This window comes from Candidatus Pandoraea novymonadis (assembly GCF_003004665.1).
Classification (GTDB): Bacteria; Pseudomonadota; Gammaproteobacteria; order Burkholderiales; family Burkholderiaceae; genus Pandoraea; species Pandoraea novymonadis.
The window spans coordinates 423,544-449,682 of the sequence record NZ_MUHY01000001.1 but is presented as its reverse complement, the minus strand read 5'-3'; the positions used below and the strand labels follow the sequence as shown (position 1 = coordinate 449,682).

Annotated in this window: 20 protein-coding genes, 3 tRNA genes and 2 pseudogenes; 18 read left to right on the top strand and 7 right to left on the bottom strand. The window is 42.0% G+C overall.

Annotated elements, in window-relative coordinates; translation table 11 throughout:
• Window positions 1–160 precede the first annotated feature (160 nt).
• The 3 genes from BZL35_RS01930 to yaaA all read left to right on the top strand — a co-directional run bounded on the left by BZL35_RS01930 (window position 161) and on the right by yaaA (window position 1,477).
• Window positions 161–237: transfer RNA gene (locus tag BZL35_RS01930), tRNA-Met, on the top strand.
• Between the two features lie 207 nt (window positions 238–444).
• Window positions 445–520 (top strand) — tRNA-His (locus tag BZL35_RS01925).
• 174 nt (window positions 521–694) lie between these two features.
• Window positions 695–1,477, top strand: coding sequence for a peroxide stress protein YaaA (gene yaaA / locus BZL35_RS01920; protein ID WP_106182367.1), 783 nt, complete (start codon window positions 695–697; stop codon window positions 1,475–1,477).
• Between the two features lie 77 nt (window positions 1,478–1,554).
• Here the strand turns inward: yaaA and BZL35_RS01915 are convergent, their stop codons facing one another.
• The 6 genes from BZL35_RS01915 to BZL35_RS01890 form a co-directional block, all read right to left on the bottom strand.
• Window positions 1,555–2,082 carry a BspC domain-containing protein gene (locus BZL35_RS01915; protein ID WP_106182364.1) on the bottom strand — a complete coding sequence of 176 codons (528 nt, stop codon included), beginning with the start codon at window positions 2,080–2,082 and terminating at the stop codon, window positions 1,555–1,557.
• 641 nt (window positions 2,083–2,723) lie between these two features.
• On the bottom strand, window positions 2,724–3,902 hold the full coding sequence (locus BZL35_RS01910) for a DUF2863 family protein (RefSeq protein ID WP_106182844.1): 1,179 nt from the start codon (window positions 3,900–3,902) through the stop codon (window positions 2,724–2,726).
• A gap of 99 nt (window positions 3,903–4,001) precedes the next feature.
• Window positions 4,002–4,493, bottom strand: coding sequence for a methylated-DNA--[protein]-cysteine S-methyltransferase (locus BZL35_RS01905; protein ID WP_106182362.1), 492 nt, complete (start codon window positions 4,491–4,493; stop codon window positions 4,002–4,004).
• A 1,128-nt stretch (window positions 4,494–5,621) separates the two neighbouring features.
• The gene (gene acnA, locus BZL35_RS01900; RefSeq protein WP_106182359.1) at window positions 5,622–8,330 is read right to left on the bottom strand and encodes an aconitate hydratase AcnA; all 2,709 of its coding nucleotides are present in this window, start codon (window positions 8,328–8,330) and stop codon (window positions 5,622–5,624) included.
• Window positions 8,331–8,482: 152 nt separating this feature from the next.
• A complete protein-coding gene (locus BZL35_RS01895) occupies window positions 8,483–8,971 on the bottom strand; it encodes a hypothetical protein (protein ID WP_106182357.1) in 489 nt (162 codons plus the stop codon).
• Window positions 8,972–9,326: 355 nt separating this feature from the next.
• The gene (locus BZL35_RS01890) at window positions 9,327–10,310 is read right to left on the bottom strand and encodes a malate dehydrogenase (protein ID WP_106182355.1); all 984 of its coding nucleotides are present in this window, start codon (window positions 10,308–10,310) and stop codon (window positions 9,327–9,329) included.
• 511 nt (window positions 10,311–10,821) lie between these two features.
• On the opposite strand from BZL35_RS01890, the pseudogene BZL35_RS05075 reads away from it, so the two are divergent.
• The 15 genes and pseudogenes from BZL35_RS05075 to BZL35_RS01825 all read left to right on the top strand — a co-directional run.
• A pseudogene (locus BZL35_RS05075) lies at window positions 10,822–10,972 on the top strand (GntR family transcriptional regulator); the annotation flags it as partial.
• The gene (locus BZL35_RS05055) at window positions 10,969–11,172 is read left to right on the top strand and encodes a hypothetical protein (RefSeq protein WP_245916322.1); all 204 of its coding nucleotides are present in this window, start codon (window positions 10,969–10,971) and stop codon (window positions 11,170–11,172) included. The pseudogene BZL35_RS05075 and the gene BZL35_RS05055, both read left to right, overlap by 4 nt.
• A 93-nt stretch (window positions 11,173–11,265) precedes the next feature.
• Window positions 11,266–11,478 carry a UTRA domain-containing protein gene (locus BZL35_RS05070; RefSeq protein ID WP_275541528.1) on the top strand — a complete coding sequence of 71 codons (213 nt, stop codon included), beginning with the start codon at window positions 11,266–11,268 and terminating at the stop codon, window positions 11,476–11,478.
• 84 nt (window positions 11,479–11,562) lie between these two features.
• Window positions 11,563–11,976, top strand: a complete 414-nt coding sequence (gene sdhC, locus BZL35_RS01880; RefSeq protein ID WP_106182353.1) for a succinate dehydrogenase, cytochrome b556 subunit — start codon at window positions 11,563–11,565, stop codon at window positions 11,974–11,976.
• Window positions 11,973–12,341 carry a succinate dehydrogenase, hydrophobic membrane anchor protein gene (gene sdhD, locus BZL35_RS01875; protein WP_106182350.1) on the top strand — a complete coding sequence of 123 codons (369 nt, stop codon included), beginning with the start codon at window positions 11,973–11,975 and terminating at the stop codon, window positions 12,339–12,341. Before sdhC ends, sdhD begins: the two co-directional genes overlap by 4 nt.
• A 3-nt stretch (window positions 12,342–12,344) precedes the next feature.
• The gene (gene sdhA / locus BZL35_RS01870) at window positions 12,345–14,120 is read left to right on the top strand and encodes a succinate dehydrogenase flavoprotein subunit (protein WP_106182348.1); all 1,776 of its coding nucleotides are present in this window, start codon (window positions 12,345–12,347) and stop codon (window positions 14,118–14,120) included.
• A gap of 12 nt (window positions 14,121–14,132) precedes the next feature.
• Complete coding sequence (locus BZL35_RS01865) at window positions 14,133–14,837, top strand: succinate dehydrogenase iron-sulfur subunit (protein WP_106182346.1); 705 nt, start codon at window positions 14,133–14,135, stop codon at window positions 14,835–14,837.
• 10 nt (window positions 14,838–14,847) lie between these two features.
• Window positions 14,848–15,117 (top strand): FAD assembly factor SdhE, encoded by a 270-nt coding sequence (locus tag BZL35_RS01860; protein ID WP_106182343.1) that lies wholly within the window; start codon window positions 14,848–14,850, stop codon window positions 15,115–15,117.
• 25 nt (window positions 15,118–15,142) lie between these two features.
• Window positions 15,143–16,444 carry a citrate synthase gene (gene gltA / locus BZL35_RS01855; RefSeq protein WP_106182341.1) on the top strand — a complete coding sequence of 434 codons (1,302 nt, stop codon included), beginning with the start codon at window positions 15,143–15,145 and terminating at the stop codon, window positions 16,442–16,444.
• 1,182 nt (window positions 16,445–17,626) lie between these two features.
• On the top strand, window positions 17,627–18,730 hold the full coding sequence (gene apbC, locus BZL35_RS01850; protein ID WP_106182339.1) for an iron-sulfur cluster carrier protein ApbC: 1,104 nt from the start codon (window positions 17,627–17,629) through the stop codon (window positions 18,728–18,730).
• Between the two features lie 84 nt (window positions 18,731–18,814).
• Window positions 18,815–19,384: a dCTP deaminase gene (dcd, locus tag BZL35_RS01845; protein ID WP_106182843.1), complete on the top strand. Its 570-nt coding sequence runs from the start codon at window positions 18,815–18,817 to the stop codon at window positions 19,382–19,384.
• A 111-nt stretch (window positions 19,385–19,495) separates the two neighbouring features.
• Window positions 19,496–21,781, top strand: coding sequence for an arginine/lysine/ornithine decarboxylase (locus BZL35_RS01840; protein WP_106182337.1), 2,286 nt, complete (start codon window positions 19,496–19,498; stop codon window positions 21,779–21,781).
• A gap of 57 nt (window positions 21,782–21,838) precedes the next feature.
• A pseudogene (locus tag BZL35_RS05090) lies at window positions 21,839–22,003 on the top strand (LexA family protein); the annotation flags it as partial.
• A 577-nt stretch (window positions 22,004–22,580) separates the two neighbouring features.
• A complete protein-coding gene (locus tag BZL35_RS01830; RefSeq protein ID WP_106182335.1) occupies window positions 22,581–23,366 on the top strand; it encodes a tRNA threonylcarbamoyladenosine dehydratase in 786 nt (261 codons plus the stop codon).
• 228 nt (window positions 23,367–23,594) lie between these two features.
• A tRNA-Arg gene (locus tag BZL35_RS01825) sits at window positions 23,595–23,671 on the top strand.
• A 335-nt stretch (window positions 23,672–24,006) separates the two neighbouring features.
• On the opposite strand, the gene BZL35_RS01820 is transcribed toward BZL35_RS01825, so the two are convergent.
• Window positions 24,007–25,071: a CDP-6-deoxy-delta-3,4-glucoseen reductase gene (locus tag BZL35_RS01820; RefSeq protein WP_106182333.1), complete on the bottom strand. Its 1,065-nt coding sequence runs from the start codon at window positions 25,069–25,071 to the stop codon at window positions 24,007–24,009.
• Window positions 25,072–26,139: the final 1,068 nt, after the last annotated feature.

Genomic DNA, 26,139 nt, shown 5'->3' with positions numbered 1-26,139 from the left:
CTGCATTTGTGTAACAGTAATTTGATTGAGCGCACACTATACTATGCCCTGTGGGCGGGCTCCGTGGACCTAATGTGTGTTATGACAATTGGCGTGAAATAAAAATTGTCAGGTTGCTTGCTTTTTGAATAAGATTCATTCTATAATTACTTCATTCAGACGCGGGGTGGAGCAGTCTGGCAGCTCGTCGGGCTCATAACCCGAAGGTCACAGGTTCAAATCCTGTCCCCGCAACCAATTCTTAGTTAGGAACGCCGTTAATAATTATTCTAGTGCTAGTGGCGTTTTATTTTTTCTCATCTAAAGAAAATCTGTGTTTTTTCTGAGCATTCAATTTGAGATATAACTTTCAAAGTTCATTTTTTTGAGTCTCTCAAATATCGAAAGATCCTTATATAATTAAAGGATATCTTTTATAAGAAGAAGACTTTTTTGGTTGCGACGGTGGCCGTAGCTCAGTTGGTAGAGTCCTGGATTGTGATTCCAGTCGTCGTGGGTTCGAATCCCATCGGTCACCCCAAAAAATATTCTTGCTTTCTTATATTGCTGCTCGCAGCAGCAGGGGATCATTTTTAACCTAACAATTGGATGCCACTCCCAGTGAGTGTTTGATTGGCAGGGAAAAGATGACCACAGGGGACGAGATTCTATAGAATAACTATATTTAGAATTTTGCCTGGATGCAATATTCATTATGATAATTCTCCTATCGCCTGCTAAGACCCTTGATTACGAAACACCATCTCAAGTCAAAACTCACACTGTCCCTCAATTTATCGAGGAGGCCGCAGAACTAATTGAGGGTTTACGCACGTTGAGTCCTGAACAAATTAGTTCATTGATGCGTATTTCAGCATCGCTAGCCGCTATTAATTTTTCTCGCTACGCTGAATGGACGCGGAATTTTGATGCTAATAATGCGAAACAAGCCATATTGGCTTTTAATGGTGATGTTTACGAAGGGTTATCAGCACGGACCTTGTCCGCTGTTCAACTCGAATTCGCTCAGAATCATCTCCGGATCTTTTCTGGCCTTTATGGTGTTTTGCGGCCGCTCGATTTATTAAAACCTTACCGACTTGAAATGGGTACTCGCTTTGCAAATTCTCGTGGTCGTGACCTCTACACTTTCTGGAGTGAGCGTGTGACACATTCACTTAATGCGTTATTGCTTGAATACCAACCATCGCGTCGTGTATTAGTTAATTTAGCTTCCCAAGAGTATTTCAAAGTAGTCAATCGTCGTATCGTCGATGCGCCTGTTATTACTCCTGTCTTCGAAGACTGGAAGGGCGGCAAGTACAAGATTATTAGTTTCTATACTAAGCGTGCACGCGGAATGATGGCGCGGTTCGCTATTGAGAATTCTATCTCCGATATCCATCAGCTTAAGAACTTTTGCAGTGAAGGTTATGTGTTTGATGTCAACGTATCGTCTGAAGCGCTATGGATTTTTCGTCGCAAAGTCATTTCATAAATAGTTATTTTAATGTGGAATTTTTCTATATTAAAAGTTTAACGTAATGACTTGATTCTTTGCTGATGAGAGTTGACTCAACGTGCGTTTTTCTTTTTGCGTTTACGGTTCACTGCATTAGCGCGCGAATTGGATTGTGAATACTTGTTTGAATGTGCTGTTGATTTTGGAGCCTTAATCGTCAGAAATGGCGTTGTATAATCGAATGCCATCATGTGTCCATCCGCGTAGCCACAGCGGATATGTATGGTGTCTGCCTCACCGTTATTTCGTTGACCAATCCCATCTAGAGTGACGACTTGTGTGACGTAAATTTTTTGTTTATCTTGATCGAACGGACCATCCCATGCCTCTATTTTTGCATCATCTTTGCTCGTGGCATCGGGGTTGTATTCGAACATGGAGTAACGGGGGAGTGTTGATATTACAAAACTGGCATGGGCTGCACAGTCCGCGATCAGCAGCTCTACATGACGTTCATTCACAAATTTTTTTACAAGTGAATGGTGTTGTTGGAGTGTTACCGCATGTGTGGCATTGGATAAAAAAAGTGCTGCAGTTGCAGCTGTATATAAGAAGATACGAATTAGAATTCGATTAGACATGTCGATAAATATCTTCTGGATGTGTTATCCGCAAGGAATGGCTCTAGTTGGATCCAAGTAAATGATGCTAATAAGCAAGATGCTGTGACATCTATTGATAGATATAGTGAGTATCCAAAGTTTAAAAGATGTGTTTCATCCTAAATATGGGTGCATGTGTGAAGGATTGTCTTTAGAAATGCTCATTTTTAGATTGTTTCTAAAAACCTATATAAGTGGTACAGATACACATCGAGTACATACAAGATTCTATATTCCTAATTTTTTAAACCATAAGCGTTACTTAAGTAGTTCACACAATAATTGACGTTATTTTAGACTTCGACACTGTTACATTAATTGAGAAAATAGTTGCCAGTCTAAAGTTTCTCAGCTTTTGCCTACATAAGGTAACCTCAAGATTTTGAACTGATAGGATGGATGATAGGACCGTTTATGGGGATATTCTATAATCGGCAACATTACTTACTATGTACGAGCCGAGATATATTTTTTCTAATTCTGAAACCTTGTTGGAGGAAATCACTGATGACATTGTTTGATCGTAAGTATTTAGTATCCTGCTTGGTAGTCAATGTATTAATGTAGGGCTGACTAAAAATAATATTATCAAGGAAATTGTCCCTCATTTAGGATATTAATTAATGAAAATGTGGATGATTGGGCTCTATGTCCTCCGGCATTTCCACATGTACCACTTCACCTATAGGGTCAGGATAAAGAGGTGTACCACAATCTTCGCAGTATTCAGGAACGAAGAGGCTAGCGTGTTTTCGTATTTTGGTGATTCCACATGTCTTGAGCAAGTTTATTAGCATTTCAACTGTATCATTTTCGACCTCGCCGTTTTCACTGCCATATAAGGGCCAAACCATGCCATAAATTACATCGTTGCTGTCTCGTTGTGTGAATGAAATACGGTACTCATCAATATTTTTTTCGCCGAAACCTGCAATAATGGCTCGTAGTTCTATCGGTTTTAATGCGAGCCTTTCTTCTAAGTAACGTAATCCTGTTCGAATTGTATGTGGACGTATGCGTTCGTCGGCTTCGCGGCAGCTGGCATAATAAGCATCTGGTAGCAGAGTTTCGATCTCGCAGCCTGGTAGTAGAGCACCAAGGTTAGGGCCACATTGGGCAGCCCATTGCTCTCGGCAATGAATACGTTCAGAGTGTCGTGCGCCATCTTCTTGCCAACGGAACATTGGAGAGTCATATGGGACTGCGATAGCAGCGAGTAAAAAGCGAGGGTCTGCGAAGATCGGTGCGGTTTCTGGTAGATCTCTCGTCAGTTGAGATGCTTTTTCACGGTCGATTGCAGCCTGTACTAACCGTTGAGTTAGTCGCCATGCTTCGCAATGTGTGCGTGGTAGCTGATCGATGCTATATAGGAATGGAGAAAAAAAAACACGTCCTTTTTCTGCAACTATATGACTTTCAAGGTGATTTGAGATTGATAACAATAACTCTGATTTGATCGGGCCCGATGGAATGGAATAGCGTGTCCATGCTAGCATTGGTATGGCGATAAGAAGGCCATCCCACGATTGTCCTTCTCTGTCAATTTCTGCCGATTCACTTTGCGACTCAATGAGGTTGGCGAGAGTACCATAGACATCACTATGGTTGGTTTGTAGATGTTCGAGGGCGTTGTCGAGCGTAGATTGATTACCTTTTTGTAAGAGACGAAATAGAAGTTTATTAAGTTGTCGCTCCCAGAAACGGTCTTCTATACGACTGCTGGATGCAGCAAGTGCAAGGGTATGGCTGACAAGTTTTTCAGCATCAGGCGTTAGACGTTTAGTGGTACGTGAGCGCATAGCGTTACAAATCATATATCGGGATAAAGCCGAGATTGTACGGCATGCTTGTCATCGTCGGATCGAATCGGTGGTCAATTGATACGAATGTCAATATTTTTATACCGCCATTGATTGACGCGTCTCTAGATGCAATAAGTCATACTTACGACTCAGTCCAGCGGCGTAGCCTGTCAATGTTCCATTAATACCTAATACACGATGGCACGGTATGATTACAGAAATTGGATTAAGTCTAATAGCATTACCTACCGCACGAGTGTAATTGACGCCTCCAATAGTCAGTGCAATGGCGCTGTAGGTGGTTGTTTGACCGTATGGAATGGTGCATAGTTTTTCCCAGACAACCTGCTGAAATGGACTTCCATGGTTAAGTAACCTAATACTGAATATTCTGCGACCATCGTGAAAAAATTCATTGAGCTGCTTGTTTGTTTTTTGGAGTATCGCCAGTCCTTGACCATTTTTCCATTCAGATGATATTTTTGGAAAATATTTCTGTCCTTCAAAATATAGACCGGAGAGTGCATTACCATTAGAGAGTAGTAAGATATTGCCTAGTGGGCTGTTGTAACAGGTTTGGTAGATCATTTTAATACCTTAGAAGATATGTGGTTTAATGTTCTCCAGAAACTTAATGTTGCATAAGCTCAACAGTGTTACTTATTTTTTGCGAAGCAGCAGAGTATTAGCAGCCAGGCTTCTTATAAACCTAACGAATACACATAAAAAATATTAAATACCTTACCTAAAGATGTATTGGCAGAAATCGTTTTTGCACCGATACGTTAAAAAAGTTTTTATGAGGTATTTCGCTTGACTTTCTTAAGTTTTATTTATTATTTCTCAAGTTAATCGTTAATTAAGGACAGCCTTAACATACTTTTTGCATATTTGCGGTATGCGGGAAGAAGGAACTGTTTAGAAATCTAAAAATTATCCTGGTTTGCTCAGAAAAGTTTTAGTACGAGGCCGCTAGTCAATAATGTAATTCAAAACACAAAACACAAAACACAAAACACAAAACACAAAACACATAAGTTCGAATAACGGTCTTAGGTGGTGCTAAATAGTTATGGTGACTCTCATTGATAAGATTCGCCTTCAATTTTTTATTCTTTGATTATACTGACACGTTTCCTCACGAAGATCGTGATAGACGATAGATAATCCAATTTTAAAAGTATTAACCTATGTTTGGTAGTGACGACTGAAGTGCTTAGGACACCGATTTTTCAAAGATAGCAAAGCTGTAGAGGATTTTAAAAAAGTATTAAATTCCCAAAAGGGATCGATCGGAATGCATCCAGGTGGTCTTTTATTCAGCTGTGCAGAGCAGAGGATTAATGAGCATTTAAGTGTTTTAGGAACCACTGAAGGACAAGAAATTACAGGATGCGAGTTCAAATAGTATTTGAAAAATAGGTGATAAAAAGTTGCTGGTCGTTCTATCTACAACAGAAAACGTGCATTTCAAATGCAAGTAATTTTTCTGGAAAATATAGAGGGATTAGATCCTGTTTGATGAGAAATAGATATGTGTAGTTTTGAGTTTGGCAGATTATAGAGTCAATAATTGGATCGAGTGGATTTATAAGGTGCGGATTTTTTAGGGGACATTGGGGTGGCCATAAAAGACCCCAGAAAATCCTAGGGTCTTTGTACAGAGGAGAGAATTTCGTATTTTACCACTCTCGAAGTGCGCTTTTTATAGCAGATTTATGCCACTAGCAGTTGACGCAGTACGAAGGGCAGAATGCCACCATGTTTGTAATAATCAACTTCGATTGGTGTATCGATACGCAACAGCACTAAAACTTTTTTGATTTCACCGCTTTTGCGATGGATTACTAGAGTGAGATCTTGCTGTGGCTTAATTTTTTCTGTCAATCCTTGGATATCGAAAGTTTCGTTACCAGTGATATTAAGCGAATCTACACTGTCTTCACTCTTGAATTGTAAAGGTAACACGCCCATGCCGACCAAATTGGAGCGGTGAATTCGTTCGAATGAACGTGCAACTACTGCCTTGACTCCCAGCAATTGTGTACCCTTGGCTGCCCAGTCGCGTGATGATCCAGTCCCGTATTCTTCTCCAGCGAACACGATTGACGGCGTGCTTTCTGCCATATACATCATGGCGGTGTCGTAAATTGATAGCTGTTTTCCGCTGGGTTGATGTATTGTTAGACCTCCTTCTACTCGAGAGCCATCAAACTTCGCGGGGATCATCAAATTTTTGATACGGATGTTTGCAAATGTACCACGCACCATCACTTCGTGATTACCTCGACGAGAGCCGTAACTGTTGAAGTTTTTCTGTAAAACACCATTTTCTAGGAGCCACTTACCGGCCGGGGATGTTTCTTTAATTGAGCCTGCTGGGCTAATGTGATCGGTCGTGACAGAGTCGCCAAAAATGCCTAGAGCACGTGCTCCTATGATTGATTGGATCTTGGGTTTTAACTCTATCGTGAAATTTTCGAAGAAGGGTGGCTTTGCAATGTATGTTGATTCCGGCCAATTATAGACCTGGCCCTTTGAACCTTTTACTCTGGCCCAGAGAGGGCTTGGTGTCTTGACGGAATCATAGTTTTCCTTAAAGGTTTTAGCATCCATGGCGAACTTCATCAGTTGTTGAACTTCATGGCTAGATGGCCAAATATTACTCAGATAAATGTCACGCCCACCATTGCCTTTGCCAAGTGGTTGAGTTGTTATGTCCCGAGTTATGCTTCCGCAAATGGCATAAGCGACGACTAAGGGGGGAGAAGCGAGGAAGTTGGCACGAATGTTCGGATGAATACGAGCCTCAAAGTTACGATTTCCTGACAGTACTGCTGCGGTTACGATATCGTTCGATATGATCACGTCGTTTAATTCCGGCGTCAGATCGCCAGCGTTGCCGATGCAGGTTGTGCAACCATAAGCTGTTACGCCGAATCCTAACATTTCTAGATATGATAGTAAGTTTGCAGATTGCAGGTATTCTGTGACAACACGACTTCCTGGGGCGAGTGATGTCTTGATGTGTGGTGCTACTTTTAGGCCCGCTTCGACAGCTTTTTTTGCTAGCAGGCCTGCGGCTAGCAACACGCTTGGATTCGAGGTATTGGTACACGAAGTGATTGCGGCGATCAGCACGTCCCCATTCTTTACATTGATACCGTTTGATGTTTGGTAGGTAGTGTTGAGTTGCTCGACTGTTTTATTGAACCCATTTTCTGCAATAGGTTTGGTAAATAATTTTTCGAATGTTGATTTGACGTTGCTAATTTCTATGCGGTCTTGCGGTCGCTTTGGGCCAGCCAGCGATGGGCTGACAGAATCTAAATCAAGGGTCACGACCTTGGTATAGTCAATATCACCTGTTTTGGGTACGCCAAATATCTTCTGTGCTTTAAAATATGAAGCGAAGGCATCAATTTCTGATTTTTCGCGACCAGTACCTTGGAAGTAATCGATAGTTTTTTCATCGACTGGAAAGAAGCCCATCGTTGCACCATATTCAGGTGCCATGTTAGCAATAGTTGCACGGTCGGGTAGCGTTAGGTTTTCGGTGCCATCACCGAAGAATTCGACAAACTTGCCAACTACCTTCTCATGACGCATCATTTCCGTGATAGTTAGGACCAAGTCAGTTGCAGTGACGCCTTCACGCAGGTGACCTTTGAGTTCAACCCCAATAACATCTGGTGTCAGAAAATAGACGGGTTGGCCAAGCATAGCGGCTTCGGCTTCAATACCACCAACACCCCAACCGACTACGCCGATGCCGTTGATCATTGTGGTGTGGCTATCGGTACCAACCAAACTGTCTGGATAATATACATTATCATCTTTCTTATGCACGCCTGGTGCAAGATATTCTAGATTGATCTGGTGGACTATGCCATAACCTGGTTGTACTACGCCAAATGTCTCAAACGCTTGCATCCCCCACTTCATGAATTGATAACGCTCGTTATTGCGAGAAAACTCTAGCTCCATGTTCAGATCAAGTGCCTTCTTCTCACGAAAGTGATCGATGGTGATAGAATGGTCCACAACGAGATCAACTGGTACTAGTGGTTCGATACGCTTCGGGTTAGTCCCCATGCGCTCAGCAACGTTACGCATGGCGGCTAAATCAGCTAGCAGTGGAACTCCAGTAAAGTCTTGCAACACAACCCGGGCGACTACAAAGGGAATTTCGTCTATGCGGTCTGCATTCGGTTTCCAATTGAGGAGTTGCTTGACATGAACTTCGTTTACCTTATTGCCATCGTAATTACGAAGGATCGATTCTAAGACGATGCGGATCGATATCGGCAAACGATCAACTTTGACACCGAGTACTTTTCCTAGTTGTGGGAGCGAATAAAACTTGCCTTTTTTGTCGCCGTATAGATTGAACTCTTTGAGCGTTTTGTATAGGTTATGGACCATAATCTTTCCTTGTGTGATACAGAGAAATTAAACAAGTGGTTCCTGTGATTTTTGGAGTTTGACAGTGATGCCTGGATCTCTGCAACAAATGGGGAATGGCGGGTCGAAGAAACGATAAATAGATGCATCGTTTCAAAATTTCAGTTTTTTTGTTATTTTAACAATGCATTTGATTGAATAGGAAGATTCTTGGCATCCGTATCCATGGCATGTGTCATGCACTCGTCAGCAAGACGGCCATGCTGTTGTTTTGAAAACAACATTGCTTTGGTTGGAATCACGACAAGATCCAAACCTGATTTAACATCATGGAAACGGTTTGCACCTGTTGTCGATTCTTGCCGTAGGAGTTTGTAATTCTTACCTTTCCATGACATAGTAAGCACCGCGTCGAGCTTCATATGACCGGTAATTTTTATTTCTTTCCCGTTGGCACAGGTCCATAATTCAGTATTTTCTGGGATATGGCTTGTTTCCATTACAGCAGTGAAATCCTTCTTTTTTCGTGGAAATGTTTTCTTTTTTTCGATTTTTTTCGAAGTGATCTCCTTATTGGAAGCTGATACATTTACCGCCATGGCTGGAAGTAATGCATTAGTCGAGAAGAGCGTAAGAATTGCAGTCAGGCAAAGCCTTTTCATAATCAATATCCTAATGAGTTTGAAGAAAAGCCTCTATTCTGTTGGACTCACACAGCGCCTGAATATAGTTATACAAATTTTTCTATTCTTTTGGCAACCTTGCTCTGCAAGGTTGCTTAATTAACGGTATGGCTGAGGCTACTGAAACTAGAAGTTTTGATAAAAAATGATTCACTCGAATTGAAGTCGGACTTTAAAAAAATACATGAAAAGACTGATGTGCTATTCATTTTTCCCAAAGAAAACACATTGCTTTTAATTATATGAGGAGATGAGAATCGTCGGTAGGTATCTATCTGATAAATGTGAAATGCTGTATACCTACCGATCAACGCGATAGATCTTAAGTAAACAATTAGGCAAGCAGATCTGCTACGCCGTCACGTTCTTCTTGCAACTCTTGCAATGTCAAGTTCATACGCTCACGTGAGAAGGCGTCAATTTCCAGGTTTTCGACACGCTTATATCTCCCATTCTCGCAAGTGACTGGCATACCATAGATCATATCTTTGGGGATATCGTACGAACCGTCCGACGGGATTCCCATTGTTACCCACTTACCATTCGTACCGAGCACCCAGTCGCGTACATGATCAATGGCTGCATTTGCAGCGGAGGCTGCTGACGACAAACCACGTGCTTCAATGATGCTGCCACCTCGTTTGCCGACTGTTGGCAGAAAAATATCTTTATTCCACACATCATCGTTGATCATTGCCTTGACGCTTTGACCGTTGATCGTGGCGAAACGGTAATCAGGATACATCGTAGGCGAGTGGTTACCCCACACGATAAGTTTTTCAATAACTTTGACCGATGTTCTTGTTTTTGTAGCGATTTGTGAAAGTGCTCGGTTGTGATCTAGACGTAACATGGCCGTGAAGTTCTCTTTTGGAAGAGCAGGCGCAGACTTCATGGCGATATAGGCATTAGTATTGGCTGGGTTACCAACCACGAGTACTTTGACATCACGTTTTGCCTCTTCGTTCAAAGCACGGCCCTGCACAGTGAAGATTTCCGCATTGGCATGGAGCAGATCCTTGCGTTCCATGCCTTTACTTCGGGGACGTGCGCCAACAAGCAGGGCAATATCGATATCCTTGAAAGCTACTTTTGGGTTGTCTGTGGTAATGACGTTTTCGAGCAGCGGAAAGGCGCAGTCATCGAGTTCCATCACAACACCTTTAAGGGCTGCCTGTGCCTGTGGAAGATCCAGCAGCTGTAGAACGATAGGTTGATCCTTGCCCAACATATCGCCATTGGCGATACGGAAGAGAAGGGAATAGCCGATTTGGCCGGCGGCGCCAGTGACGGCGACGCGCATTGCGGGTTTTGCCATGAATGTCTCTCCAGAGGTGCGCAATTTCTGCGAAGCTCATTGGAGGCTTGCTATCCCCATTGGCATGTTGAATATTGGCCATCCCGTGCCACATGAAGCCTTTTAAATATCTGTGCCAACGGAATTTGGGCTGCTCGGGAGGATTGCTGTAAGCCTCAGAATCTATGAGCACTAACATACAACAGGCGTTCAGGCCCGATTACCTTTTTAAGTTTAGAAGTGGTCACTACGAATGTCAACAATATCTTATATAGGATATTGTTCTACTGTGGATCCAGATGGACGAGTGTCGTGGTTTGTGGTCAAATCCGTGCTGGATATCCATTTTACCAGTAGTAACGGGACTACCAATGCTGATCCTAAACAGAAATGTGCATCTGATGGCGTCTGGATGCTAAGACCTTTTGTATTGGAAAAGCATGGAGGATCATCACAAAAATTTAGCTCCTTTTATCAGCAGATCAAGTTTTTTGATTAAGCAGAGTTTGTAAGTCTGTAATCTTGTGAATAGCGAACTGGTGAGACGATCCCAAGCGAAATCGAATTAGCTGTTCGTTATAAAGTTAGTCAAGACACAGTCCGTAAAGCTATTGATGGATTGGCGGTAGATAATTTTTTGATTCACTGGAAATGGCAGGGCACGTTTGTTGCCACGCACATGAAGACCGCGTTAAGTTTCGGTTTCTACGCTTGTCGCTTAATTGATTATCGTCGTTTGCGTTTGCCGGTTGAGATTGTTCGTCAATTAGCTTTAAAGACAGTGGATTGTGTAATTTTGATCCGTCGCATCCTCGATTTTTCGGGGGGCGCCCAACACTGCTCGACGAAATCTGGTTGCCAGCAGCGTTGTTTCGTTGGCTGATGGCTTAAAGGATTAATGAGTATGAAGGCCTTATGTATGGGCTTTTTGAAGATAAATTTGGTACGAGGATAATTCGAGCGGCAGAAAAGATCCGTGCAGTTTGCCGAAGATGAACATATTAGCACTTTACTTAAAGTACCAATGGGGTTTCCTCTATTAATTTTGGAGCGCATCTCTTACACGTACAGAGATAAACTAGTAGAGGTTTGCCGAGGTTGGTATGTGACCATAGAATATCATTATCAGAATGATTTAATATTGGTGGGGCTGTTCTTTTTTAAAGCAAGCGGCGTAGTGTCTCAATAAGAGGACTTTCTGATCGATTATGTATGTGCAATACACTAGAAACAGCGCTAAAATCACGGGCTGTTGTCACTACATGGGGTTAGGATGGCTGAAGCAGTAAAAAAAGAGAGGCCGGTTCACAAGAATATTGGTATAGGGCAGATTATTACCTATCGTCTTCCACCAGCTGGCATTGTATCAATCTTGCACCGCATCAGCGGTGCTTTGATGTTTCTTCTTTTGCCGTTTTTTTTATATCTCTTCGAGCAGAGTCTAACATCTGAGCTCAGCTTCGACGTGATGCATGACATCGTTGCTAATAGTTTCGTTAAACTTATGATACTTCTATTCTCTTGGGGCTTCCTGCACCATTTTCTGGCAGGTTTACGCCACCTATGTATGGACATGAATCATGAAAAAATCAGCAAGGAAGGTGGTAAACGTTCTGCAGTGCTCGTGTTGTTTTTTTCGCTAATTTTAACCGCTTCGGTTGCTCTCAAATTGTTCGGGGTGTTTTGATGGCACACAACAATATTGGTTCGAAGCGTCTAGTTGTTGGCGCTCATTATGGCCTTCGTGACTGGATTGCTCAACGTCTGACCGCGGTTATCATGGCCTGTTATACGATTATTTTGTTTTTTTGCTTCTTTTTTACTAAGGAATTTTCCTACGAAGAGTGGGCTGGAATTTTTGCTCGTCAATGGATGAAGCTTGCAACGTTTGTTGCATTTCTTGCGCTTTTCTACCATGCCTGGGTTGGTATTCGCGACATCTGGATGGACTATATCAAACCCGTTGGTTTTCGTCTCGCATTACATGCATTGACGATTGTTTGGTTTGTGGGTTGTGCCGGCTACGCCGTTCAGATTTTGTGGAGAGTGTAAAGAATGATTGCTATCAAAAATTCGCTGCCTCGTCGGCGTTTCGATGTCGTCATTGTCGGTGCAGGGGGCTCTGGCATGCGTGCATCTCTCCAACTAGCCAAGGCTGGTTTGTCCGTCGTGGTATTGTCTAAGGTATTCCCTACCCGCTCTCACACAGTGGCTGCACAAGGAGGCATTGGGGCTTCGCTTGGCAATATGAGCGAAGATAACTGGCATTATCATTTCTACGATACGATCAAGGGTTCAGATTGGCTTGGTGACCAAGATGCTATTGAATTTATGTGCCGACAAGCCCCGAATGCCGTTTATGAGCTTGAGCATATGGGTATGCCATTTGACCGTAATGTTGACGGTACTATTTATCAGCGTCCGTTTGGTGGGCACACAGCCAATTACGGTGAGAAACCCGTTCAACGGGCTTGTGCGGCGGCTGACCGCACTGGTCACGCGCTTCTTCATACCTTATATCAGAAAAATGTTCAAGCGAAGACGCGATTCTTTGTTGAATGGATGGCGTTAGATCTGATCCGTGATGAATCGGGTGACGTGCTCGGTGTTACGGCGTTAGAACTGGAAACCGGCGAAGTTTATATTCTCGAAGCAAAATGTACGCTTTTCGCGACCGGTGGTGCCGGTCGTGTCTATGCGGCTTCAACAAATGCTTTCATTAATACCGGGGATGGTTTGGGAATGGCTGCACGAGCGGCCATTCCGCTCGAAGATATGGAATTCTGGCAATTCCACCCGACTGGAGTCGCCGGTGCGGGTGTTTTGATTACCGAAGGTGTGCGTGGCGAGGGTGGTATCTTACGAAACTTAAATGGTGAACGTTTTATGGAACGATATGCGCCGACTCTAAAAGACTTGGCGCCTCGTGACTTTGTATCTCGTTCTATGGACCAAGAAATTAAGGAAGGTCGTGGTTGTGGTCCGAATGGCGATTATGTATTACTTGATTTGTCACACATTGGTGCTGAGACAATCATGAAGCGTCTTCCATCGATTCGTGAAATTGCGCTGAAATTCGCCAACGTCGATCCTATTAAAGAAGCGATCCCAGTTGTGCCGACGATTCATTATCAAATGGGTGGTATTCCGACTAATTATCATGGTCAGGTTCTTGTCCAAGAAAATGGAAAATCGGTACCTGTTAATGGTTTTTATGCAGTGGGTGAGTGTTCGTGTGTCTCAGTACATGGAGCGAACAGGCTAGGTACGAATTCACTGCTTGACCTCGTGGTATTCGGTCGTTCGGCGGGAAATCATATTATCGATTTTGTGAAAAGTCATGGTGAGCATAAGTCCCTCCCAGCTGATGCCGCAGATCGTTCGTTGTCGCGTTTGGATCGTCTCGAAAAATCGTCCGCTGGTGAGTACCCTCAAGATGTGGCCAACGATATTCGTAAAATCATGCAAACGCATGCAGGAGTGTTCCGTACCATGGACCTTCTGGCCGAAGGTGTTAAGAAAATCAAGCAAGTCGCTCAACGTGTCGCCAACATTCATCTAAAGGATAAATCGAAGGTTTTCAACACAGCTCGCATGGAAGCACTGGAAGTAGATAATCTGATCGAAGTGGCTAAGGCGACAATAATTGCTGCGGAAGCCCGTAAGGAAAGCCGTGGTGCACATGCGCATCGTGATTATCCTGACCGTGACGATATGAACTGGATGCGCCACTCTCTCTACTTTAGCGAAGATAACCGTTTGGAATACAAGCCGGTGATGATGAAGCCACTGACTGTTGATTCGGTTCCACCTAAGGCAAGGACGTTCTAAGGGATCTATAACATGATAAAACGTATTTTTGAAGTCTATCGGTATGATCCTGACAAGGATGCACTCCCATACATGCAGAATTACGACGTTGAGCTCGATGGTCACGAACGAATGTTGCTTGATGCATTGGTTAAGCTGAAGAAACTCGATGAAGGTATTTCTTTCCGCCGTTCATGCCGTGAGGGTGTTTGTGGTTCGGACGCTATGAATATCAATGGTAAGAATGGTCTGGCGTGTCTCACTAACATGAATGATTTGCCGGATAAGATTGTGCTTAAGCCATTGCCAGGTCTACCTGTGATTCGTGACTTGATTGTTGATATGACGGATTTCTTTAATCAGTATAATTCGATTAAACCATTTCTGATCAACTACGAGCCACCCCCAGAGAAGGAACGCTTGCAGTCACCAGAAGAGCGTGAAGAATTGGATGGTTTGTATGAATGTATTTTATGTGCATCATGTTCCACGTCATGTCCAAGTTTTTGGTGGAATCCGGATAAATTTGTTGGTCCTGCGGGCTTATTGCAAGCTTACCGATTTATCGCGGATAGCCGTGATCGTACCACTGGCCAGAGACTTGATGATTTGGAAGACCCCTATCGTTTATTCCGTTGTCATACAATCATGAATTGTGTTGACGTCTGCCCAAAAGGACTGAATCCGACGAAAGCTATTGGTAAAATCAAAGAGCTGATGGTTCGTCGTTCAGTGTGATAGATATTTTATGACTCATAATCACCAGGCGGATCCTGTCAAGCGTGCTCGTCTTCGATGGCGTGCTCGTCGCGGTTTGCTCGAAAATGATCTTATTTTGGAGCGATTTTTTGCGAAGTACGAAACATCGCTCACAGATGAAGACGTGGGTGCTTTGACTGAATTACTCGATTTGAGTGACGTCGATTTAATGGAGTTACTAATGGCCCGTAAAGACCCTGAAGAAAATTCGAACGGGCTGGCTGTCCAGCGTTTGCTGGTTCTGTTGCGTGCAGTGTAGGTTTAGTATTTTTTGAGGAAGGGATATGACTCCGTCTGATGTTAAAGCCACCTTATCTTTTTCTGACGGTTCGCCAAGCGTCGAATTGCCTATTTATATGGGGACGATGGGCCCGGATGTAATCGATATCCGTAAGCTGTGTGGTCAAACGGGAAAATTCACGTATGACCCGGGGTTCATGTCGACAGCTGCATGTAATTCAGCGATTACATATATTGATGGCGACAAGGGTGAGTTGTTGTATCGTGGCTATTCAATTGAACAACTTGCTACTGGCTGTGATTTTCTTGAATCGGCTTATTTGTTGCTTAAGGGTGATTTGCCCAACGAAGCTCAAAAAAGATCATTTGTTGATACTGTAACTCGTCATACGATGGTACATGAGCAAATGAATTTCTTTTTTCGTGGTTTCCGACGTGATGCACATCCAATGGCTGTATTAACAGGTTCGGTTGGTGCTCTTTCCGCATTTTATCATGATTCACTGGATATCAATAATGCGATCCATCGTGAGGTTTCGGCTATTCGTTTGATTGCTAAGTTACCTACATTGGTTGCTATGGCATACAAATATAGTATTGGTCAACCATTCGTGTATCCAAGTAATGATCTTTCATACACTGCAAACTTTATGCGTATGATGTTTGCGAATCCTTGTGAAGACTATAAGGTCAATGATGTGCTGGTACGTGCCCTCGACCGTATCCTAATTTTACATGCCGATCATGAGCAAAATGCATCAACCTCCACAGTGCGATTGTCGGGATCATCCGGTGCAAATCCATTTGCATGCATCGCAGCAGGTATTGCTTGTTTATGGGGCCCCGCACACGGTGGGGCAAATGAAGCGGCCCTTAACATGCTGGAACAGATTGCTTCACCAGACAGAATTCCTGAGTTCATCAAGCAAGTGAAGGATAAAAATTCAGGTGTTAAATTGATGGGTTTTGGACACCGTGTCTATAAGAATTATGATCCTCGTGCTAAGTTGATGCGTGAGACATGTTACGAAGTTCTCAATGAATTGGGCCTGCATGATGATGCATTGTTCAAGCTTGCAATGAAACTTGAAAAGATTGCTTTGGAAGATGAATACTTTGTATCACGCAAGTTGTACCCGAATGTTGATTTTTATTCTGGCATTGTGCAGCGAGCCTTGGGTATTCCTACCTCGATGTTTACCTGTATCTTTGCACTGGCTCGTACGGTAGGCTGGATTGCCCAGTGGACAGAAATGATAGCTGAGCCAGATCAGAAGATTGGTCGTCCGCGTCAGTTGTTTGTAGGTCATGTTCCTCGTGAAGTTAAGCCAATTAACAAGCGTTAATTCACTTGGTGCTAAAGAATGTATCTATTCTATTAAATTGTTCTCTCACAAAAAATGATGGCAATTGCTGCCGTTATTTTTTGTAGTTGGCTAATAAAAATATCCTGATATTGGACCACGACCGCCTACAAAAAGCGATTATACTTCTCGGAAATAAATGAAAAGTCGGACTTAATGGAGTAAGCATAATTTTATGTGCTGCCTGAAGCTATCTAAATTCTCTAAGATATTAAGAGGCTAGTCAATATCTTAGAGAACTTGCAAAAATCCGTCAGAATTAGTTCGCATAATCTATATTAACTTCTAAGTTAATAAGATGATATAAAATCAGTAAATAATCTCATTTTTGATGATATCAAAAACTGATTTTTATCATATTACCCTTGGTAATCCTCAGCAATTAATGTTTCTTAGCACAATCTAAGAGGATGTGTTATCCGTTGGGGTAATTTTTCGCAAGATGGCGTCTACGCAGACTTCTAGTCTCACTGAGAAATTATAGTGTTTTTTAGTCTATCTAGGTCATCCAATGATGTGGAGTCCTAGCGAGGATTTTTATCATCAGACAATATTTTCTGAATGGAATTCGTATATGACTTTAGATACAGCAGTGCATTCACCTGATTATGTTAAGCACTGATCTTATTGACGAATACAATGAGTTTTGCTTATCGCTTTATTTGAACGGGGAATTTTTTTCTTATGTTTTTTGGGACAGTAAGAGTATTTGCAAATACTTAATTTGGTGCCTATAAGCATTGATAATGGTTTGGACACTTTGAGCTTATATAGGCCCCTACATACTGGAACCTTTGGGTGAATTATTTTGATTAAACGATTCTTTATATCTGGATATGGAAGTTTTGAGGTGTTGAATTATTATAAAAACACTCTGGCCCAAGCAAGTCAGTGATACATCAATATTTTTTAACTGCTTCTTTTCAATGAGCGCGCGCTTCGGATGAATACGTGTATCAAATCTCGTACGCTAAAGCGCCAATTTAAGAGCTTTTTGATATCAGTGCGCGCTATCTTAATAGTACATTGTAATTGAATTACCTTGTACTAATGAATTTTTTGCTAGAAATTTCTGTCGCTCTATTGAAGAAGAAAGTTAAGTGTTATTTTCTGCTTGTGATTGATGCGCAATGATATCTGAATTGAAAAAGATGAGAGATTTAAATGAATATTGAAAGCATCACTAGGATAGTGTGTAACACTATTGATCGTGATAGCGGGATTAATCTGATCAATGGGAATGACAATTTTGTTAAACGAGTTATAACTGAAAACGGGGGAAATGTTAATATTGAAATTGAGTTTGGATATCCTGCAATGCGCCGATTTGAGGAAATACGTGAGCATATTGTGGGGGAGGTTTCAAGGATACCTGGTGTAGTAAGTGTCAATGTCAGAGTTAATCAAAAGATTGCAGCCCGTGCTGTGCGACGGGGTATCAAGTTATTGCCTGGCGTGAAAAATATTGTTGTAGTTGCTTCTGGTAAGGGTGGTGTTGGGAAGAGCACCACAGCAGTTAATCTTGCCTTGGCGCTTTCATATGAAGGAGCCAGTGTTGGTATTTTAGATGCCGATATTTATGGTCCCTCTTTACCAACATTGCTGGGCATCTGTGATAAACCGCAAACAAAAGATGGAAAAATGATGCAACCTTTGGTTGCTCATGGTTTACAAGCGAATTCCATTGGGTTTCTTATTGAAACTGATAATCCCTTAGTTTGGCGTGGTCCTCTAGTTGCGCAGGCACTTTGGCAATTAGTAAGTCAGACACATTGGCAAGATCTCGACTATTTGATTATCGATATGCCTCCGGGCACTGGCGATGTTCAATTGACGTTATCTCAAAAAGTCCCTGTGACTGGTGCTGTAATTGTCACCACACCACAGGATCTGGCTTTGCTTGATGCGCGTAAAGGCCTGAAAATGTTTCAGAAGGTTGACGTGCCGATCTTAGGTTTAATTGAAAATATGAGTGTTCATATTTGTTCCAATTGTGGCTATAAAGAGGCGATTTTTGGCACTTCTGGTGGTGAGCGAATATGTCAAGATTTAGGTATTGATTTACTTGGCAAACTACCTTTAGAAATGAGCATCCGTATGCATGCCGATGCTGGATTGCCCAGCGTGATTGCTGAGCCTGATGGTAGGGTTGCTGAAGTTTATCGGGCTATTGCTCGCAAGATGACAGCAAAATTGATGGGGATCGCCAAGGATATGACAAGTAAATTTCCACCCATTGTAGTGAAAAAAAAATACGATAATGAGTGATATCGACTGGACATACTTTCTCATGAACATGAGAATAATCACGTGCAATTTTTCCTTTTACGAATTTCTGAGTTTCCGTTCAATATGAGCATTAAGTCCGATAAATGGATTCTCCGCATGGCTAAAGAGCAGGGCATGATTGACCCTTTTGAACCATGCCAAGTTCGCGCTACGCAGGATGGCCAGAGAATTGTCAGTTATGGTATGTCGAGTTATGGCTACGACATTCGATGTGCTGCCGAATTTAAGATTTTCACGAATATTAATTCAACGATTGTTGATCCCAAAAAATTTGATGAAAAATCTTTTGTTGATTTTTTAGGTGACGTTTGCATTATTCCACCGAATTCTTTCGCGCTTGCACGCACGATTGAGTACTTCCGTATTCCGCGCAATGTTTTAACTATTTGTCTCGGCAAATCAACTTATGCTCGCTGCGGTATCATCGTCAACGTTACGCCTTTTGAACCGGAATGGGAAGGTTACGTCACTTTGGAGTTTTCAAATACCACTCCGCTCCCAGCAAAAATTTATGCCAATGAAGGAGTGGCACAAGTGCTATTTTTTGAGGCTAATGAAGTTTGTGAAACTTCTTATAAGGATCGTCATGGAAAATATCAAGGCCAATGTGGCGTTACTTTGCCAAAAATTTAAAATTTGACGAGACTTCAGGACTTTTGCTGACGTGAATTCGATTGTAATTTTTTTAAAATAAAATGAGCCACCTTTGATCACGCGTTTGGCTCTTGTCTTTGAGGAATACTCATGAAATTCCGTTTTCCGATCGTCATCATTGATGAGGACTTTCGCTCAGAAAATATTTCCGGTTCTGGGATTCGGTCACTAGCTGAGGCTATTGAAGCAGAAGGTATGGAAGTGCTAGGTTTGACTAGCTATGGTGACCTAACATCATTCGCCCAGCAGGCTAGCCGGGCATCTAGTTTTATTTTGTCGATTGATGATGATGAATTTGGCCCCTTCAATAGTAATTCGTCTGCAGAATTGGAAGGTGAGCTTGCCTTAGCTATTGTTAATCTGCATGCTTTTGTTAAGGAGGTCCGCCGTCGTAATCCAGATATTCCGATTTTTTTGTATGGAGAGACCCGTACGTCTCATCATATTCCGAACGATATTCTGCGTGAGTTGCATGGTTTTATTCATATGTTTGAAGATACGTCGGAGTTTGTTGCTCGTCATATTATTCGGGAGGCCCGTGTATATCTTGACTCATTGCCACCGCCTTTTTTTCGTGCTCTCACGCACTATGCAGTTGATGGTTCTTACTCTTGGCATTGCCCAGGCCACTCAGGCGGAGTAGCTTTCTTGAAGAGTCCTGTGGGACAGATGTTCCATCAATTCTTTGGTGAAAATATGCTGCGAGCGGATGTCTGTAATGCCGTTGAGGAACTTGGTCAGCTGCTTGATCACACTGGTCCAGTTGCTGCATCTGAGCGTAATGCTGCCCGAATTTTTAACTCAGATTATCTATTCTTTGTGACGAATGGGACCTCCACATCGAATAAAATTGTTTGGCATGCTACTGTGGCGCCAGGAGATATTGTCGTAGTTGACAGGAATTGTCATAAATCAATTTTGCACGCAATAACTATGACAGGGGCTATACCATTGTTCTTGATGCCGACGCGCAACTATCTGGGTATCATTGGACCGATTCCGAAGTCGGAGTTTGAACCGGAAAACATTCGCCGTAAGATTGAGTCGAATCCATTTGCTCGAGAAGCGCTAAAAAAGAATCCTGATATCAAACCTCGTATTCTGACCATAACCCAAAGCACGTATGATGGTGTGCTGTATAACGTTGAAATGATTAAAGACGTACTGGGCAATACGATTGATACACTACACTTTGACGAGGCTTGGTTACCTCATGCTACCTTTCACGAATTTTATCGTGATATGCATGCGATTGGAGAAGGTCGCCCTCGTTCATCAAAAACAATTGTCTATGCGACGCATTCGACACATAAATTATTAGCGGGAATTTCTCAAGCATCACAAATTTTGGTTCAAGATTCTAAGGAAGAAAGCTTCGATATGCATCGTTTCAACGAGGCGTATCTGATGCATGCATCGACATCTCCACAGTACGCTATCATCGCTTCGTGTGATGTTGCTGCCGCAATGATGGAGCCACCAGGTGGTACGGCGTTAGTCGAAGAGTCAATTCTTGAAGCGATAGACTTTCGCCGTGCGATGCGCAAGGTGGCCAGTGAGTATGGTAACTCGTGGTGGTTCTCAGTCTGGGGACCGCAATATCTTTCTGAGGAAGGCATTGGTAATCGTGATGATTGGATATTACGTGCGAATGAACGGTGGCACGGTTTTGGTCCATTGACAGATGGCTTTAATATGCTTGATCCGATAAAAGCAACAATTATCACTCCAGGACTTGATGTTGAGGGAGAGTTTGGTGAATCGGGTATTCCCGCTGCAATTGTCACGAAATACTTGGCAGAAAACGGTATTATTGTTGAAAAAACTGGTTTTTACTCGTTCTTTATTATGTTCACCATTGGTATTACTAAAGGTCGTTGGAACTCAATGGTGACTGAACTGCAGCAATTTAAGGACGACTACGATTACAATCGTCCCCTATGGCGTGTGTTACCTGAATTTGTTCAGAAGTTTCCGCGTTATGAACGTATCGGTTTGCGTGATCTGTGTGATCAGATCCATAACCTTTATAAGATCAACGATGTGGCGCGCGTTACCACGAAGATGTACCTAACTAACGTGCAACCTGGAATGAAACCAACGGATGCATTTTCCAAGCTTGCTCACCGCCACATTGACCGCGTCCCTATTGATGATCTTGAGGGGCGTGTCACGAGTGTCCTGCTTACGCCTTATCCGCCTGGTATCCCACTTTTAATTCCTGGTGAAATTTTCAATGCCAATATTGTGCAATACTTACGTTTTGCGCGTGATTTTAATGAGTGTTTCCCCGGTTTCTATACAGATGTTCATGGACTTGTCGTTGAAGAAATAGATGGGCATTATGAGTATTTTGTCGATTGTGTACGTGAATAAAATGTCATGATTAAACTCACTGCACGGCAGAAGTAAGTTTAAAAACTTGTTCATCAAGCCATTGAACGTACAAGATTTCCTTTAACACGAGCTGGAATTTCCTCCAAACTTTTTTTGTCTACCAATTTTGCAGAAGGGCATTTGCGTGAATTAGCAAGAAAAGGTGTCATTGAGCCTGCAGCATGGCAATTACGTGGTATTTGCCTGAATCGAATCGATTAAACCGGAGATATACTTTATCTTGCCTCATATGCGGCCGATTCGGCTATCGTTACCTCTTGTATGTCAACTTGTGGCCGGCAGGAGGTATTCCCATTCTTTCGAACTCTTGAACTTGTTGCAAACATCTGGCATTTCAATTCGTGATTCAGGTATGTTAGATGGTGATCTACTGGCCAGTGCAATGCACTACGGATGCAATTGGAATGTCAAATAGTTGTGGTACGTCTTGGCGACGTTATCACTGTGTGAAGTATTTGCATCGTGTGAGCGATTGTATTGAATTGATCGTCGAATATCATGATATTTCGAATATTTTTGTCCAGGAGAATAGTAATAAATTCTCTCTTGAAAGTATTGCTGTTGGACTGATCCGGGACATGAGATTTTTCTACCGTGAATCCTCATGTCATAAACATCATAATAGCTATGGTTAGATTTACTTTTTTCTAACTAATTTTGTCATTCGTAGCTATTCGAACTTACGATTAAGGTTGTAAAAACTCAGTTGAGTTTGGTCAATTTTTTTGTCATTTTAGCCATAATTAGCTAGTTTTTTATATTGGTATGGTTTTTTATCATGAAAGAGATTGATGATTTTGATACTAAGCGTCGCTTCGGTGGTATTGCCAGGCTTTATGGTGAGTTGGGTTTGAGCATTCTGCGGTGTGCCGATGTTGCTATTATTGGTATCGGCGGTGTTGGATCTTGGGTCGCCGAAGCTCTGGCACGTAGTGCCGTTGGTAAATTGACATTGATCGATCTCGATAATGTCATGGAAAGTAATACAAACCGCCAGAATAACGCTCTGAATGGTAATTACGGTAAGTCGAAAGTGATGGCGATGGCTGAACGTATCCTAGCAATTAATCCATTGTGTTCAGTCATAGAGATTGAAGATTTTGTAGAAGTCGATAATCTCGATACTATACTTGGTTCCGGCCATGATTGGATAGTCGATGCTATTGATAATGTTCATGTCAAGACAGCGCTTATTGCATGGTGTGTGGAACGCAAACAAAAATTGATTACTGTAGGTGGTGCGGGTGGGCAGGTAGATCCGACTCGTATTCGCATTGATGATTTGGTGCGGACTATTCAGGATCCATTGTTATCCAAAGTCCGTGCAAAGCTTCGCAGACAGTATGGTTTTAAGCGGGACCCAAAAGCTAAATTCAATGTGCCTGCAGTGTATTCAGATGAACCACTTATTTATCCAGAAATACCTCAAGTCGAACGTCCACTTATGAATATTAAGACACCTCAAGGGCTGAATTGTGCGGGTTTTGGATCTAGTATGTGCGTGACTGCTGCTTTTGGTATGGCTGCTAGTGCTTATGTGCTGCGAAAATTAACGGGATGCTAAAAATGGACATATTTTACAGATCACTATTCAAGGTAATTGAATATCTAAAAATACAGCCCTATGGTAATAATATCTTATTTTTCTTAAACATCGTTGATGAGAGTAGCAATCCTGTTCTTGTTAGAAGTGCACATATTTTGTATCGGATACTGACAGGTTTTAGTAGTTAAAGTTTATAAAAGCGCTTGCGTAACTAGTAAGAATTATAGATAATGTTCACTTTAATGCGCGGCTGTAGCTCAGTTGGATAGAGTACTTGGCTACGAACCAAGGGGTCGTGGGTTCGAATCCTGCCAGCCGCGCCAGTTTTTAGTTTTGAAAATGGTCTGAATGCGAAAGCGTTGAGACCATTTTTGCATTTTAGTTAATGAGATGAATAACGATTCAGATTTTTTTGCGATATAAAAAATTTTTAGGAGAATTTCTCCAATGTTCAGTAAGGATGAGTTTCTTTCAGAAAACTGATGATTTCCTCTTCATAAAATACATCAAGTCATCTCTTTCCCTCTGCAAAAATGAATTTTTTTCAGACGAAGACATACATGGATCGTAAAAATATTTTCTATTTATAGGTCGAAAGATATATTTATATTGTATTGTGCAGCAATGCGAGCTATTGTGATTAGCATCAGAATATTCTCTAACTGATGTTGGGCTCAACTTTATTTATATAAGTAAGGCTAGTGGAGATATCTGCTTCTGTTGTGAAGGCATCGGCGAAAAATGATTCCTTAGGTAAGCCATTTTTTTGGATAAAGTCTCGTCGAGCGGAGTCGACCATTATAGGAGCACCGCAAGCATAAACTTCATAATTCGATAGATCAGGCAGATCTTTCATTACCGCATGATGTACGAAACCAGTACGACCATTCCAGTGGTCTTCGAGAGTGACGTTTGATAGGACTGGGACGAACTGGAAATTTGGCATGTCATCCACCCATTGTTTTGCCAGTTCATATTGGTAAAGGTCCTTACGTGTATGTGCACCCCAGTAGAATGTTATCGGGCGAGTTATTTGCTTATGAATTGTATGCTTGACTATGGCTTTTATTGGTGCGAAACCTGTTCCAGAAGCAACGAGTATAATCGGCTTTTCACTCTCTTCCCGTAGGAAAAAAGTACCAAGTGGTCCTTCAAATCTAAGAATTTCGCGTTCCTTCATCGTTTGGAAGACATAATCCGTAAATCGTCCGCCAGGAAAATGACGTAGGTGTAGTTCCAATTCACCTTCTTCGTGAGGAGGAGTCGCTATAGAGTAGCTGCGCCGTTGACCATCCTTAAGGATGAATTCGATATATTGGCCAGCTAGATATTGTAATCGTTCGTTAGCTGGTAGCTGTAAACGCATAACTATTACGTCATCTACCACACGTTCAAGGGTTGAAACACGACATGGTAGGCGTTTAATGCGAATATCATCTGCTATTTTAATTTCTCGACTTTGAATGGTTAGATCACTTTTGGCATGTGCGCAGCACAGCAGAGTAAGTCCTTCCATTTTTTCTTCGTTTGTGAGCGCTGCATGAGAGTGGGTGCTATGCACTATTTCACCATCGATAACCTTGGCTTTGCATGAGCCGCAACCACCATTTTTACAACCATAAGGTAGGTTGATGCCATGGCGTATGGCAGCAGATAGTACCAGTTCGCCGGATTCAGTCTGAAATTGACGTCCACTGGGGACAAGGGTGATGTTGTAAACCATACTATGATCCAAAAAATGAAAAATTAGACGAAACAATAGCTAAAAAGCTTTTAGTAAGCTGTATTTATCTATGAGGGCCTTTTTGTCGACGTGTGGTATGTGGTGCTTGATGTTCCGGTACATGTCTTCTTGTTTTTTGACAGTATTACGAATCGCTACGGGGTTTCGTACCATCGAAGCTTACTTTCTTCTCGAAGCTAGCATTTCTTGTGCAATTTACTCAGATATCTGGTTAAATCTCTTATTCTACCGGAGTGGCTGCTTATCGATGGTCAAGCGTGTATTTTAGTCATATCCTAAAGAACGATTATTCTCGATCCAGATTTCAAATTTGGAAAATGCTATTTTGATTAATGAGATGCCTAACCTAGGGTAGTTCATTATGCTTATTACGTGTTCTATAGACTTTGAGCGTAGCGTTTGCTGAAAAATCTCTTTTCTAACAGGAATCGAACTCAGAAAAGCACCATGCTGTATGGGTCATTATTATGAGATTATTGCTGTTCATGTCTGTAACTTTTTGTTACTTGATTAGTGACAATAATCTTGCTAACGAGTTGTGCTAGGACATCTTGCGTCTATTCAAATTTACTGATTCCGTATCGCAGTTATGGTGTTCAGATCCTTTAATTTTTACAAGGAAAGTGATGAGTGACAGACGAAGAAGTTAGTAAAATCAAGTATTTTTTCTTCATATTCATGATGAAAGTCAGGATAGCAGTGCATTGAAAAATTTACTTTTAATCGTGTTATTGGCGTTGTTGTGAATGCGGCCGTTTCCAAGGCCATTTACTATTTTGCTTGTAGCCGTGATTCCATTTAGGTGGTTTATCGTTGATTTTCTATCTTGACACTGAATTTGCCATTATCGATGGAAGAGAGATTAAACTGGAGGTGAAGTTGTTCAAGGTGCTCGATACTTTCACAGTACAAGCATTTATTGAAATTTTAATTCAAAGGCTCGGTAGTTGTAGCATAGTGAGCATATTTTCTGGTTCTGACCTTACGAAAAATCTCTATCTCTTAGTAATTTTTTTTGATGAATACTCCGTTCTAGAGTTTTCTTAG

Coding starts and splice junctions, on each gene's coding strand:
- yaaA (WP_106182367.1), top strand. CDS start 695: ATGATAATTCTCCTATCGCCTGCTAAGACCCTTGATTACGAAACACCA.
- BZL35_RS01915 (WP_106182364.1), bottom strand. CDS start 2,082: ATGTCTAATCGAATTCTAATTCGTATCTTCTTATATACAGCTGCAACT.
- BZL35_RS01910 (WP_106182844.1), bottom strand. CDS start 3,902: ATGCGCTCACGTACCACTAAACGTCTAACGCCTGATGCTGAAAAACTT.
- BZL35_RS01905 (WP_106182362.1), bottom strand. CDS start 4,493: ATGATCTACCAAACCTGTTACAACAGCCCACTAGGCAATATCTTACTA.
- acnA (WP_106182359.1), bottom strand. CDS start 8,330: ATGGTCCATAACCTATACAAAACGCTCAAAGAGTTCAATCTATACGGC.
- BZL35_RS01895 (WP_106182357.1), bottom strand. CDS start 8,971: ATGAAAAGGCTTTGCCTGACTGCAATTCTTACGCTCTTCTCGACTAAT.
- BZL35_RS01890 (WP_106182355.1), bottom strand. CDS start 10,310: ATGGCAAAACCCGCAATGCGCGTCGCCGTCACTGGCGCCGCCGGCCAA.
- BZL35_RS05055 (WP_245916322.1), top strand. CDS start 10,969: ATGAAGACCGCGTTAAGTTTCGGTTTCTACGCTTGTCGCTTAATTGAT.
- sdhC (WP_106182353.1), top strand. CDS start 11,563: ATGGCTGAAGCAGTAAAAAAAGAGAGGCCGGTTCACAAGAATATTGGT.
- sdhA (WP_106182348.1), top strand. CDS start 12,345: ATGATTGCTATCAAAAATTCGCTGCCTCGTCGGCGTTTCGATGTCGTC.
- BZL35_RS01865 (WP_106182346.1), top strand. CDS start 14,133: ATGATAAAACGTATTTTTGAAGTCTATCGGTATGATCCTGACAAGGAT.
- BZL35_RS01860 (WP_106182343.1), top strand. CDS start 14,848: ATGACTCATAATCACCAGGCGGATCCTGTCAAGCGTGCTCGTCTTCGA.
- gltA (WP_106182341.1), top strand. CDS start 15,143: ATGACTCCGTCTGATGTTAAAGCCACCTTATCTTTTTCTGACGGTTCG.
- apbC (WP_106182339.1), top strand. CDS start 17,627: ATGAATATTGAAAGCATCACTAGGATAGTGTGTAACACTATTGATCGT.
- dcd (WP_106182843.1), top strand. CDS start 18,815: ATGAGCATTAAGTCCGATAAATGGATTCTCCGCATGGCTAAAGAGCAG.
- BZL35_RS01840 (WP_106182337.1), top strand. CDS start 19,496: ATGAAATTCCGTTTTCCGATCGTCATCATTGATGAGGACTTTCGCTCA.
- BZL35_RS01830 (WP_106182335.1), top strand. CDS start 22,581: ATGAAAGAGATTGATGATTTTGATACTAAGCGTCGCTTCGGTGGTATT.
- BZL35_RS01820 (WP_106182333.1), bottom strand. CDS start 25,071: ATGGTTTACAACATCACCCTTGTCCCCAGTGGACGTCAATTTCAGACT.